The sequence below is a fragment of the Pedococcus sp. P2_F6 genome (assembly GCF_056403675.1).
Map to the genome: position 1 here is coordinate 135,976 of NZ_JBFUEZ010000001.1, position 12,879 is coordinate 148,854.

Sequence of the window (12,879 nt, forward strand, 5' to 3'; positions counted from 1 at the left end):
TCATGAGCCCTCAGCGTCCCCGTACCCTGCTCTCCACCGCGCTCGTCGGAGCCCTCACCGCAGCCGTCGCCCTGGTCGCCCCCGTGGCGGCGTCGGCCGGGCCGGAACACCACGCTGGTCGAGGTGCTGCCCAGCTGCCCAAGGTGCCGCAGATGACCGGCTACGGCGGTGCAGTCTCGTCGGTGGACCGCGACGCCAGCCAGGCCGGGATCGACGTGCTCCGACGCGGGGGCAACGCCGCTGACGCCGCGATCGCCGTGGCGGCGATGCTCGGCGTCGTCGAGCCCTACACCTCCGGCATCGGTGGAGGTGGCTTCTTCGTGTGGCACGACGGGCGTAGCGGCAAGGTCTCGACGATCGACGGCCGGGAGGCCGCGCCCGCGACCTTCACCGAGGAGTCGTTCATCGACCCCGCCACGGGAGCTCCACTGCCGTTCGCCACGGCGGTCAACTCCGGCCTGTCCGTGGGGGTGCCGGGGACCCCGGCGCTGTGGCAGCGCGCCCTCGACCTGCACGCCACCATGCGGCTGGGACGGCTCCTCGAACCAGCCGAACGCAAGGCCGTCGACGGCATCGTCGTCGACCAGTCCTTCCACGACCTGACCGCTGAGAACGAGGCCCGCTTCGCGCGCTTCCCCGAGACTTCCCGAGTCTTCCTGCGCGGTGGCAAGGCGCCGGCGGTGGGCAGCCGATGGAACAACCCCGACATCGCCAAGGCCTACCGCGAGATCCGGCTGCACGGGGTCGAGTCGATCTATCGCGGCACGCTCGGGCGGGCCATCGTCGACGAGGCGCGCAACCCCAGCACCGCACCGGGCGACACCGTCCTGAAGGGGCAGATCACGCTGCGCGACCTCGCTGCCTACCGGGCCCTCGACCGCAAGCCCACCCATGCCAGCTACCGCGGGCTCGACGTCTACGGCATGGGCGTTCCGAGCTCCGGTGGCATCGCCGTGGGCGAGATCCTCAACCTGCTTGAGGCCTACGACCGGCAGACCGGGCGTGACCTGTCGCAGGTGAGCAACGCCGAGTACCTGCACCGCTTCAGCGAGGCCTCCGCCACCGCCTTCGCTGACCGTAACCGCTGGGTCGGTGACGTCTCGGACGTCCCCACCCGGGAGCTGCTCAGCCAGGGCTTCGCCAACGAGCGCGCCTGCCTGTTCTCCGAGGCGACGGCGATGACGCGCCCCGTCCCGTTCGGGTCGCCGGACGGCTCGTATGCCTCGTGCGCCCCGGGCGCGGGTCGCACGCCGGCCGCGCCGGACGGCCGCTCGACGACCAGCCTCTCGGTGACCGACCGCTGGGGCAACGTCGTCTCGTTCACGACGACGATCGAGCAGTACGGCGGCTCAGGCCTGACCGTTCCGGGCTACGGGTTCCTGCTCAACAACGAGCTCACCGACTTCAACTTCGCGCCGCTCAAGGAAGGGGTCCCGGACCCGAACCTGCCTGGTCCCGGCAAGCGCCCGCGCTCGTCGATGAGCCCGACGATCATCCTCGCGGACGGCAAGCCGTTCCTGAGCGTGGGCAGCCCCGGCGGCGCCACGATCATCACGACCGTCGCCCAGATCATCACGGAGTACCTCGATCGTGACCTGTCCCTCGTCGACGCCATCGCGGCACCACGGTTGTCCTCGCGCAACGGCACCGAGAACGCCGAGCAGGCCCTGCTTGACTCGCCCGAGGCCGCGGCGCTCCGCGCCCAGGGCCACGTGCTCGCCCTCCAGGACCCGATCGGCAACGCTGTGGCGATCCGGCTCCTCGGCCACGGCAAGGCCGAGGCGGCGGCCGAGACGACGCGGCGTGGCGGTGGGTCGGCGATGGTGGTGCGGCCGAGTCGCTAGGCGCCTGCCGCGTCGGCAGGCGAACGACGCACCTCGAGGATCCGGAAGCCCTTCTCCGAGGTGAACCGCGACACGGCATGCACGTGGGGGTCGAGGTTCTCGACCAGCCAGCGCTGCAACGAGTCCGAGCCGAGGTTCTTCTGCACGACGAGGTAGGCGACGCCGCCCGGCGCCAGCCGGGGGAGCCAGGTGAGCATCAGGTCGTGCAGGACCGCCTTGCCGACCCGGATGGGCGGGTTCGACCAGATCGCGTCGAACCGCACTTCTTCGGGTATGCCGTCCGGCTGGCTCGCGTGCACGCTGTCCAGTCCCAGCGACGCCGCGGTCGTGCGCAGGAGGTCCAGCGCACGCTCGTTGACGTCCACGGCATACACGGTCGCCTGGGGCGATCGGAGCGCCAAGGTGAGGGCGATCGGGCCCCAGCCGCAGCCGAGGTCCAGCAGGGCGCCCTGCGTGGGTGGTGCGGGGGCGTGCCGGAGCAGGACGGCGGTGCCCTGGTCCACCCCGCCGGGGCTGAAGATGCCCGCGGCCGAGCGAACGTCGACGGTCTTCCCGGCCAGTCGCACCGTGATGGTGCGCTGCTGTGCGGGGCTCGCCGGTGCGGCCGTGAAGTAGTGGTCTGGCGTGCTCATCGGGGCCAACGGTAGACGGAAGGACATAAACCGGTCGCTGCGCCCGTTGAAAAGATGAGATTCTTGAGGGGACATGACACTGAAGCGATCAGACATCTTTGACCTGAAGGCCACCGCGCTGGCGACCGAGGACGGATTCCTCGACAGCGACGGGCCCGGCTACGACGGCGACCAGTACGACCGCGAGGACCGCGCTGCCCTGCGCCGTGTCGCGGGGCTGTCCACCGAGCTCGAGGACATCACCGAGGTCGAGTACCGCCAGCTGCGGCTCGAGCGAGTGGTCCTCGCGGCGGTCTGGACCGAGGGCACCGCCGAGGACGCCGACAACTCGATGCGTGAGCTCGCCGCACTGGCCGAGACCGCGGGTTCGACCGTGCTGGCCGGGCTCGTCCAGCGCCGCGCCAAGCCGGACACCGGCACCTACCTCGGCTCGGGCAAGGCCATCGAGCTGCGTGACATCGTCATCGCCGAAGGCGCCGACACGGTCATCTGCGACACCGAGCTCACGCCCAGCCAGCGGCGCGCGCTCGAGGACGTCGTCAAGGTCAAGGTCATCGACCGGACCGCCCTGATCCTCGACATCTTCGCCCAGCACGCGAAGTCCAAGGAGGGCAAGGCCCAGGTCGAGCTGGCCCAGCTGCAGTACCTCCTGCCGCGCCTGCGTGGTTGGGGTGAGTCGATGTCCCGCCAGGCCGGTGGCCAGGCTGCCGGCGGCCAGGGCATGGGGTCGCGTGGTCCCGGTGAGACCAAGATCGAGCTCGACCGGCGCCGCATCAACACCCGGATGGCCAAGCTCCGGCGCGAGATCAAGGAGATGAAGACCAGCCGCGACACCCGCCGCCTCAGCCGCAAGGCCCACGAGGTGCCGAGCGTCGCCATCGCCGGCTACACCAACGCGGGCAAGTCCTCTCTCCTCAACCGCCTCACGGGCGCCGGGGTGCTGGTCGAGAACCAGCTGTTCGCGACCCTCGACCCGACCGTCCGTCGTGCCGAGACCGAGGACGGTCGCCTGTACACCCTTGCCGACACGGTCGGTTTCGTTCGGCAGCTCCCCACCCAGCTGGTCGAGGCCTTCCGGTCGACGCTGGAGGAGGTGGCCGACGCCGACCTGCTACTGCACGTCGTCGACGGCTCCCACCCCGACCCCGAGGGACAGATCAGCGCGGTCCGGGCGGTCTTGGCCGACGTCGAGGCCGCCAACGTCCGCGAGGTCATCGTCGTCAACAAGGCCGACGCGGCCGACCCGGAGGTGCTCGACCGGATCCGGCGTCACGAGAAGCACTCGATCGTCGTCTCGGCCCGCACGGGCGCCGGGCTGGACGAGCTCCGCGCGCTGATCGCCGACGAGCTTCCTCGCCCCACGATCGACGTCGAGGTGCTGGTGCCGTATGACCGCGGCGACCTGGTCAGCCGGTTGCACCAGGAGGCAGAGGTGCTCTCGAGCGAGCACACCGGAACCGGCACCCTGCTCAAGGCTCGTGTCCACCCGGAGCTCGCCAGCGAGCTCGCGGGCTTCGCGGCCTGAGGCGCTCAACCCGGTCACGCGCCTTGGACATCCGGTTGGGCGGCTTGGACACGGCCCAGGTCCAGGCCCTGCTGGCCGAGCACGTCGAAGACATGCGGCGCTACTCGCCACCGGAGAGCGTGCACGCGCTCGACCTCGACCGGCTGCGGACGCCGGACCTGAGCTTCTGGAGCCTGTGGGACGGCGAAGACGTGCTCGGCTGCGCGGCCCTGCGCGAGCTCGACTCCACCCACGGCGAGCTGAAGTCGATGCGCACCGCACCGGCATACCGTCGGCGTGGGGTGGCGGCAACGCTGCTCGACCACGTCGTGGTCGAGGCCCGGCGGCGCGGTTACACCAGGCTGAGTCTCGAGACAGGCTCGCCCGAGGAGTTCGCCCCCGCGCGGACGATGTATGCCGCGTACGGCTTCACGGCCTGCGGCCCGTTCGGGCCCTACCTCGCCGACGAGTTCAGCGTGTTCATGACCCTGGACCTCACGACCACCCCGTGATTCGGCAGTAGGTCAGAGGCGGCGCATCGCCGTCGTGAGGACCACGGGCTCGCCGGCCTCGTCGGAGGCTTCGAGGTCGACCACCGCCTCGATCACCCAGTCGTGGTCGCCCTCGGGGTCGTGGATGGTCTGTCGTGCGTTCCAGAGGCGGTGCTCGGTCTCCGGTTCCAGCGCCCCCGGCGGGGGCCCCTGCGACGGGGTGATTCTCAGGAGCTGGGGTCCGCGGGCCTCGGCGTCGGTGCCGATCGTGTCGTGGTCGGCGTAGTAGGCCCCGAGCGCCTCGTCCCACGCTTCCCCGTCCATCAGGGGGTGGCGTGGCGGCTCGGGGAGTGCTGCCTGGGAGGCGTCGAGAGCCGCGAGGTCGCCGAACCGGTCACGGCTGGCGAGCTCGATGCGACGGAACATCGCGTTGCGGACCATCACCCGGAAGGCACGCTCGTTCGACGTGATCGGGCGGGTGGGTCGGGTGCCGCCGTGTGCTGCCAGTCCTTCGAGCTCCTCCAGGCGTTCGTTGGCGTCGGGGTCGGTCAGCGCCTCCCACTCGTCGAGGAGGGAGGAGTCGGTCTGGCGAACCGTCTCGCCGAGCCACTCGAAGAGGTCGTCGAACTGCTCGCTGTGGTGGGCGTCAGGCACCGTCTGACGCAGCGTCCGGTAGGCATCGGTGAGGTAGCGCAGGACCAGGCCCTCGGACCGGGCCAGCTGGTAGGTCGAGACGAACTCGGTGAAGGTCATGGCGCGCTCGTACATGTCGCGGACCACCGACTTGGGTGACAGCGCCGACTCCGACACCCACGGGTGACTCTGCCGAAAGATCTCGAACGTCGCCTCGAGCAGGTCGGCGAGCGGCCGCGGCCACGTCACGTCCTCCAGCAGAGCCATCCGCTCGTCGTACTCGACTCCCTCCGCCTTCATCTCGCCCACTGCCTCGCCACGGGCCTTGAACTGCTGCGCCATGAGGACCTGGCGGGGGTCGTCGAGGATCGCCTCGATGACCGAGACGACGTCGAGGGCGTACGTGGGGGACCGCGGGTCCAGCACGTCGAGCGCGGCCAGGGCCAGCGGTGCCAACGGCTGGTTGAGGGCGAAGTCGTGCTGGAGCTCACCACGCACCTCGATGGTGCGCCCGTCAGGGTCGGGCGGCGAGATGCGGCGGAGCACGCCGGTGTCGAGCAGGCTCCTGCCCAGCGTGATGGCGCGACGGGACAGCCTGGCCTGCCCGCGCGGCGTCTCGTGGTTGTCCCGCAGGAGATGGCTGAGGGCGCGCACCGGGTCGCCCGGCCGCTGGACGACGTTGAGGATCATCGAGTGGTCCACCCGCATCCGGGAGACCAGCGGCTCGGGTTCCGCGGCGACGAGCTTGTCGTAGGTCTGCTCGGTCCACGACACCTCTCCGTCGGCCGGCTTGCGACGCTGGACCTTCTTGAGCTTCTTGGGGTCGTCGCCGGCCTTGGCGATGGCCCGCGCGTTGTCGATGACGTGCTCAGGGGCCTGGACGACCACCGAACCGCTGGTGTCGAACCCCGCGCGTCCGGCCCGTCCGGCGATCTGGTGGAACTCGCGGGCCTTCAGAACCCGTTGCCGGGACCCGTCGAACTTGACCAACCCGGTGAACAGGACGGTGCGGATCGGCACGTTGATGCCGACGCCGAGGGTGTCGGTCCCGCAGATGACCTTGAGCAGGCCGTCCTGGGCGAGCTGCTCGACCAGCCGCCGGTAGCGCGGCAGCATCCCCGCGTGGTGCACCCCGATCCCGGAGCGGACCAGCTTGGACAGGGTCCGTCCGAAGCCGGCGGTGAACCGGAACCCGCCGATGCGCTCGGCAATCGCGGCCTTGTCCGCCTTGACGGTGCCCCTGAGCGACAGCAGTGCCTGGGCCTGCTCGAGCGCCGCTGCCTGGGTGAAGTGGACGATGTAGACGGGGGACTGGTGGGTGGTGAGCAGCTCCTCGATCGTCTCGGAGAGCGGAGTCAGGGCCCAGGTGAAGCTCAGGGGCACGGGTCGTTCGGTGCCGGTGACCATGGTCGTCGCCCGGCCGTTGCGGCGGGTCAGGTCCTCGGCGAGGTCGGTGAGGTCGCCCAGGGTCGCGGACATCAGGACGAACTGCGCCTGCGGCAGCTCGAGCAGGGGCACCTGCCAGGCCCAGCCCCGGTCGGGCTCGGCGTAGAAGTGGAACTCGTCCATGATGACCAGACCCACGTCGGCGTCGGCTCCCTCGCGCAGGGCGAGGTTGGCCAGGATCTCGGCGGTACAGCAGATGATCGGCGCGTCGGGGTTCACGGAGGCATCGCCCGTGAGCATGCCGACCTCTGACGCGCCGAAGATCTCGCACAACGCGAAGAACTTCTCGCTCACCAGCGCCTTGATGGGGGCGGTGTAGAAGCTCACCCGATCGGTGGCCAGCGCGGCCAGGTGTGCTCCCGTGGCGACGAGCGACTTGCCCGAGCCCGTCGGCGTGGACAGGACGACGTTCTCCCCGGCCAGGACGGCGAGCAGGGCCTCGTCCTGGTGCGGATACAGCGGCAGCCCACGGTCGCGCGCCCAACCGTCGAACGCGGCATACACGTCGTCCGGCTCCGCGACCCCGGCCGGGAGGAGGTCGGTGAGCAGTGGTGGGCTCGCGGCCTCGGGGCTCGCGTGGTCAACAGTCATCGCCGCCATCCTCGCAGGGCGTGGTCCGGTCCGCGGCCACGCCCGGCTCCACCATCGAGTATGCCGGTGGCTTACGTGCGCGTGGCCCAGCGCGCGAGGTCGACGCGGTTGGCGCACCCCGTCTTGCTCAGCAGGTGGCTGACGTGCGAACTGACGGTCTTCTCGCTGACCACGAGGGACCTGGCGATCTCGCCGTAGGTGCGACCGGCCACGATGTGTCCGAGGATCTCCGTCTCGCGCGCCGTGAGGCCGACCTGGCGTGCGTCCCCGGTGGCTGGACCGCTGGTGACCGGGTCGGCGAGGCGGACGTGGGTGCCCCGGGCCAGCGCCTCGAGCTCCGCGATGATGGGCTGCGCGCCCAGCGTCCGGGCCAGGGCGTACGAGCGGCGCAGCGCGTCGACACCGTCGTCGCGACTGCCATGGCTTGCGAGCAACAGCGATCCCGCCTGCCGCCACAGCGAGTAGCACTCCTCCCAGGGCAGCAGCTGGTGAAGGGCGTTCGACGCCTGCTCCCACAGGAAGGGCTCGTCAGCGGCCTGACGGGCGCGGGCAACCTCCGCGTGGTACATCGCCCCGAGACCGGCCAGCTGCCGCTCGTAGAAGCGACTCATCCCGCCCATCTCGGCGAGGGTCTCCGGGAACCTGGCTGTGAGTGCATCGAGCTCGGCAAGGAGACCCGCAGGGTCGGAACCGGTGTCGCGCTCCTGCTGCACCAGGTCGGCGAGAGCCCGTGCGGCGAGGGGTAGCAGCCACTCACACATGGTGGCGGGTGCCCCCTGGTTCATCGCGCTCGTCAAGGCCGCATCGAGCGCGGCGCGGAGGTGCCCGCCCGAGAGCAGCACCATGGCTCGGACGGCGTCGAACTCGAAGGCCAGGAAGGTCGACGTCTCGGCGAACAACTCGTCCGCGCGGGCCAGGTGACCCTCTGCCTCGTGCGTCTGGCCCTGGATTGCTGCCATCCAGGCGGCGCTCAGGCGGGTCTGGACGTCGGCGAGCGTTCCCGGTGTGGACCCCAGGGCCATCCGGAGCAGCTGTGAGCAGGCCTCCAGGTTGCCGGCGTGGAGTTGGCCGAAAGCCTCGTTGCACGCCAGCCACGCCATCACCGGGTGCGGCATCCCCAGGTCGGCGAGCTCGGCCCGGCGCCGACCGACCATGGCAATCCACTCGGGGCTGATCGGTCCCTCGACGGAGTTCGCCTCCCACAGCGTCGCGTGCACGAACGCAAACCCGTCCCGGGCCTCGACGGCCGCCTGGACGGCGTCGCGTCCCAGCCGCTGCCCGTCGTCCGGACGATCTTCGTGCACCGCCAGCATGGCGTTGGCTGTCAGGGCATAGGTCAGCGCGCGGGGGTTGCCGCAGGCTCGGGCACGCTCCAGCGCAGCCGTGGCGAGCTGAGGGGAGGAGGCGTCGTCCTGCCACAGAGCGGCGTGCGCCAGCTCGGCGAGGGCGAGCGCGTGCTGCCATGACTCGGGCTCGTGTCCCGCGAGCTCGACGGCCCGTCGCATCTCGGCGGGGTCGAGGAAGCCGCGGCCGGTCATGAACCGCAGGTGCTGTCGGCGCACCAGGAGCTCGGCCACGGCGAGCGGTTCCTGTCCCTCGTCGAGCCTGCTCAGCAGGGCCTCGACCGCGTGGAGCTCCTCCTCGAAGTCACCGACGGACTCGGCCGCCAGACGCAGCCGCTCCCACAGGGCGGTAGCCGGTTGCGGGGCACTGCCGTCGAGCTGCTCACTGACCTCGAGGGCGCGCCGCAGCAGCCTCACCTGCATGGTCGTGGCGCCCAGGTCCTGGGCCAGCTCGGCCGCGCGGAGCCCCACGGCGTACGACTCGCTGGCATGACCTGCCTGGCGGTGGTGGTCGGCGATGAGGCTGAGGGTCTCGAGGGTCGACTCGTCCGCCGACACTGCGCCGGCCACAGCCGAGGCAAGATCCTGCTCGAGGGCCCCGGCAAAGGCGGCATGGAGGTGTTCGCGTTCCAACCGGCCAAGACTGCCCGCCAAGGCCTCTGCCTGGAGGGGGTGGTGGAACCAGTAACCGCCTCTCCCGTCGGCTTCGAGAAGGTTGCCGTCCACGCAGTCGCGCAGTGCGGAGCGCAGGTCGGTCACGCCGGCCAGGGCGGCCACGCGGTCCAGTGCACCGTCGCCCGCGACCCGGCCCTGGACGGCGAGAACCCGGGCGAGCTCGCGAGCCGGGGTGTCCAGCCGGTGCCAGGCACGCAGGACCGCTGAGGAGAGGTCCTCCGGGAGGCTGGGCCCGAGCGCAGACGCGGTGGGGGAGAGGCCCTGGACGAGCAGTCGGTTCAGGTAGGAGTTGCCTCCAGTGCGGCGGTACACCTCTCGCACGAGGGTGTCGTGCGGCACCTCACCCAGCACACCCGTGAGCTGGGCGCGGGTCTCCTCGAGGTCGAGCGGTCCGAGGGACATCTCGACGAACCCCGGGAGGCGCCGCACGTCGGCCAACCAGCGCTGCAGCGGATGGCCGGGACCCGCCTCCCCGCGGCGCACCGTCACCAGCAAGGCCAGGCGGCGGGTGGTCAGCCCGGCCAGCACCCACATCAGCACGTCGAGCGTGGCGGGATCGGCCCACTGCAGGTCGTCGACCACGAGGGCGACCGGACCCTGGGTGCAGCGGTCCTCGAGCCACCGGTCGAACTCCTCAGCGGCCTCGACACCGGCAGCACGCCGCAGGGCGGGTCGCTGCTCGGCAGGGAGCCCACCCACCGCTGCGCGCAGCGGCAGGAGGGGAACGCTCATCGAGGACAGCGGCAGGCAGGCGCCGGTGAGGACGAGGAAGTCCCGGGCCAGCGCGCAGGCCTGCTGCGCCAGCCTGGTCTTGCCGACCCCCGCTTCGCCCAGAACGAGCACGGCACGCCCGTGGCCCGCCCGTGCCGATGCCAGGGCCGCGGCGAGCTCGTCGAGCTCGCCGGAGCGGCCGACGAAGCCGTCGCTCGAGAGCGGGTCCGCAGGGGGCACGTCCCCAGTGTGTTCCTGTGCCCGTCGGGCCGACACCCGTTATTTGAGGGGTTTCGGCGGTGCTTCTGAGGGGGTGCACCCGATGTGGGTCAGGGCCTCCCGGCCGGACCGTGGAGGGGTCAGCACCACACACCTCTCAGCACCAGGAGCACACCGTGAACACCATCCAGCAGACCCGGCGGATTCTCCCCATGATCACCGCCACAGCACTCCTCGTCGCACTGGGCACGCTCCCGGCCGCCGCCCGCCAGGACGCCGGCCCCGCGCCTCTGGAGCCGACGGTCACCTACTTCTGCGCCATCCAGCGCGTGGACAGCCAGTTCGTCGGGTGCGACAACCTGACGGGCAACGGGGTTCCGGCACCCGCCTGGGTGGACGAGAGGTGACCTGACCCGGAACCGACCACTGTGACCCCGGCGCCCGCGGCGCCGGGGTCACGGCTGTCAGCTGCGAGGGGTGGGGACAGGCGACGGATCGAGCCGGCGCACGGCATACGCTGACCCAATGGCCAGTCTCGACGACCTCCTGCACGCCGCCGTCCAGGGAGTCGGTGGGGTCGAGCGTCCTGGCCAGGTCGAGATGGCGCACGCCGTCGAGGACGCCGTGGCCAGGGACGAGCACCTCCTCGTGCAGGCGGGCACCGGCACGGGCAAGTCGCTCGCCTACCTCATCCCGGCCGTCATGCATGCCCAGAAGACCGGCAAGCCCGCTGTCGTCGCCACCGCGACGCTCGCGCTGCAGGCGCAGATCGTCGACCGCGACATGCCGCGGCTGGCCGAGTCCATCGCACCCCTGCTCGGGAAGCGACCCACCTACGGGCTGGTCAAGGGCCGTCGCAACTACCTGTGCGCCCACAAGCTCGAGGGTGGCTTCCCTGACGACGAGGAAGGGCTGTTCGAGGTCGCCGAGGTCGACCGCGCGGCCTCGCGCCTGGGCCAGGAAGTGGTGCGGCTGCGCGAGTGGGCCGACACCACCGAGTCCGGCGACCGCGACGAGCTGGTGCCCGGGGTGAGTGAGCGGGCGTGGCGACAGGTCTCGGTCAGCGCCCACGAGTGCATGGGCAGCAAGTGCCCGGCGTTCGCCGACTGCTTCGTCGAGCGCTCGCGCGACGCGGCCAAGGACTGCGACGTCATCGTCACCAACCACTCGTTCATGGCGATCGACTCCTTCGAAGGGCGCCAGATGCTGCCCGAGCACGACCTGCTCATCGTGGACGAGGCGCACGAGCTGGTCGACCGGGTCACGTCCACGATCACCGACGAGATCACGCCCTCGATGGTCGCGGCCGCGGCCAAGCGAGCCGCACGCCTCGCCGAGTCCACCGACGCCGTCGACGACGCCTCGGTCTTCCTCCAGGGGGTCCTCGACCAGCTCCCCGAAGGCAAGCTGAACGGCATACCCGACTCGCTGTCGCTCGCGCTCGCGAGGGTGAGGGACACGACGAGGCAGGTGCAGTCCGAGCTCAAGCCGGAGAAGGGCGTCGAGCCGGACGGTGCCCGCAAGGTGGCGCAGGCCGCCATCGACGAGATGTTCGAGAACTCATCGCGCGTCCTCGAGCAGCGCGACCTCGACGTCGTGTGGGTGAGTCGCGACCAGCGACGCGGCTCGGTGTTGCGTGTGGCGCCCATGAGTGTGGCGATGCTGTTGCGCGACAAGGTTTTTGGCGACCGCACTGTCGTGATGACGTCGGCGACGCTCGAGCTGGGCGGGACGTTCGACGCCGTTGCCGGCACGATGGGCCTGCGGGGCGAGGGCGCGCCGGAATGGCGCGGACTCGATGTCGGCAGCCCCTTCGACTACCCCCAGCAGGCGATTGCCTATGTGGCGCAACACCTTCCTGCACCGGGACGCGACGGCCTGAGCGAGCAGACGCTCGACGAGATCGAGGCGCTGGTCAGGGCGGCCGGTGGGCGGACCCTCGGCCTGTTCTCCTCGATGCGCGCGGCCAAGGAGGCCACCGAGGCGATGCGGGAGAGGTTCGACGGCGACATCGGCTTCCTGTGCCAGGGCGAGGACCAGATCACGACCCTCGTGCGACAGTTCGCACGAGACCCGCAGACCTGCCTGTTCGGCACCCTTACCCTCTGGCAGGGCGTCGACGTGCCCGGCTCGGCCTGCCAGCTCGTCATCATCGACCGCATCCCTTTCCCGCGCCCCGACGACCCCCTCTCGTCGGCGCGTTCACAGGCCATCGCCCGGATGGGGGGCAACGGCTTCATGGCCGTGTCGGCGACCCACGCCGCGCTACGCCTCTCGCAGGGGGCGGGGCGCCTCATCCGCCGCGCCGACGACCGTGGCGTCGTCGCCTTCCTGGACTCCCGCATGATGACTGCTCGGTATGCCGGGTTCCTCCAGCGTTCGCTGCCTCCGTTCTGGCCGACCACCGACCGCGAGCGGGTGTTGGCGGCGCTGAGGCGGCTCGACGAGACGGCGGCGCCTCCGGTGCAGGTGCACGAGCCGGCCCTCCGCGGCATCACCGGCGCGCTGGTCGGCCCGTCCATGGGGGCCACGGGGGAGGACGTGGCGGAGCATCCTCGACCGGTGGCCGACTCGCCGCCACCCGCAGAGTCGACGCGCACCGCGGTGACCGGCGGCCACGCCTGGACGGCCGAGTCCGACGAGGAGCTGCGCGACGGGATCGAGCTCGGGTTGTCCGTCGACGAGCTCGCCGAGAGCCTGGAGCTGCCCGCCGATGTCGTCGCATCCCGCCTCAAGGGCCTCGGCCTGGAGGCTTCCGGAGCCGCCACCCTCGCCTTCGAGTAGGGCGAT

8 protein-coding genes are annotated in these 12,879 nt (G+C 71.0%); 5 read left to right on the top strand and 3 right to left on the bottom strand.

The window, feature by feature from the left end; all coding sequences use genetic code 11:
* Positions 1 to 2 precede the first annotated feature (2 nt).
* Positions 3 to 1,844 carry a gamma-glutamyltransferase gene (gene ggt / locus AC1DWP_RS00625; RefSeq protein WP_477612522.1) on the top strand — a complete coding sequence of 614 codons (1,842 nt, stop codon included), beginning with the start codon at positions 3 to 5 and terminating at the stop codon, positions 1,842 to 1,844.
* Here ggt and AC1DWP_RS00630 read toward each other — a convergent pair.
* Entirely contained in the window at positions 1,841 to 2,476 is a 636-nt protein-coding gene (locus AC1DWP_RS00630) for a class I SAM-dependent methyltransferase (RefSeq protein ID WP_477612523.1), read from the bottom strand. The genes ggt and AC1DWP_RS00630 overlap by 4 nt on opposite strands.
* A gap of 73 nt (positions 2,477 to 2,549) precedes the next feature.
* Here AC1DWP_RS00630 and hflX point away from each other — a divergent pair, with 73 nt between their 5' ends.
* On the top strand, positions 2,550 to 4,001 hold the full coding sequence (gene hflX, locus AC1DWP_RS00635) for a GTPase HflX (protein ID WP_477612524.1): 1,452 nt from the start codon (positions 2,550 to 2,552) through the stop codon (positions 3,999 to 4,001).
* Positions 4,002 to 4,045: 44 nt separating this feature from the next.
* Positions 4,046 to 4,492: a GNAT family N-acetyltransferase gene (locus tag AC1DWP_RS00640; RefSeq protein ID WP_477612525.1), complete on the top strand. Its 447-nt coding sequence runs from the start codon at positions 4,046 to 4,048 to the stop codon at positions 4,490 to 4,492.
* A gap of 12 nt (positions 4,493 to 4,504) precedes the next feature.
* Here the strand turns inward: AC1DWP_RS00640 and AC1DWP_RS00645 are convergent, their stop codons facing one another.
* The gene (locus AC1DWP_RS00645; RefSeq protein ID WP_477612526.1) at positions 4,505 to 7,141 is read right to left on the bottom strand and encodes a DEAD/DEAH box helicase; all 2,637 of its coding nucleotides are present in this window, start codon (positions 7,139 to 7,141) and stop codon (positions 4,505 to 4,507) included.
* A 71-nt stretch (positions 7,142 to 7,212) separates the two neighbouring features.
* Positions 7,213 to 10,110: a helix-turn-helix transcriptional regulator gene (locus AC1DWP_RS00650; RefSeq protein ID WP_477612527.1), complete on the bottom strand. Its 2,898-nt coding sequence runs from the start codon at positions 10,108 to 10,110 to the stop codon at positions 7,213 to 7,215.
* Between the two features lie 155 nt (positions 10,111 to 10,265).
* Here AC1DWP_RS00650 and AC1DWP_RS00655 point away from each other — a divergent pair, with 155 nt between their 5' ends.
* Together AC1DWP_RS00655 and AC1DWP_RS00660 are read left to right on the top strand one after the other, a co-directional pair.
* On the top strand, positions 10,266 to 10,496 hold the full coding sequence (locus AC1DWP_RS00655) for a hypothetical protein (RefSeq protein ID WP_477612528.1): 231 nt from the start codon (positions 10,266 to 10,268) through the stop codon (positions 10,494 to 10,496).
* A 118-nt stretch (positions 10,497 to 10,614) separates the two neighbouring features.
* Positions 10,615 to 12,873: an ATP-dependent DNA helicase gene (locus AC1DWP_RS00660; RefSeq protein ID WP_477612529.1), complete on the top strand. Its 2,259-nt coding sequence runs from the start codon at positions 10,615 to 10,617 to the stop codon at positions 12,871 to 12,873.
* Positions 12,874 to 12,879 lie beyond the last annotated feature (6 nt).

Excerpts from the sequence above, each read along its gene's own strand:
- ggt (WP_477612522.1), top strand. The coding sequence starts at position 3 with ATGAGCCCTCAGCGTCCCCGTACCCTGCTCTCCACCGCGCTCGTCGGA.
- AC1DWP_RS00630 (WP_477612523.1), bottom strand. The coding sequence starts at position 2,476 with ATGAGCACGCCAGACCACTACTTCACGGCCGCACCGGCGAGCCCCGCA.
- hflX (WP_477612524.1), top strand. The coding sequence starts at position 2,550 with ATGACACTGAAGCGATCAGACATCTTTGACCTGAAGGCCACCGCGCTG.
- AC1DWP_RS00645 (WP_477612526.1), bottom strand. The coding sequence starts at position 7,141 with ATGACTGTTGACCACGCGAGCCCCGAGGCCGCGAGCCCACCACTGCTC.
- AC1DWP_RS00660 (WP_477612529.1), top strand. The coding sequence starts at position 10,615 with ATGGCCAGTCTCGACGACCTCCTGCACGCCGCCGTCCAGGGAGTCGGT.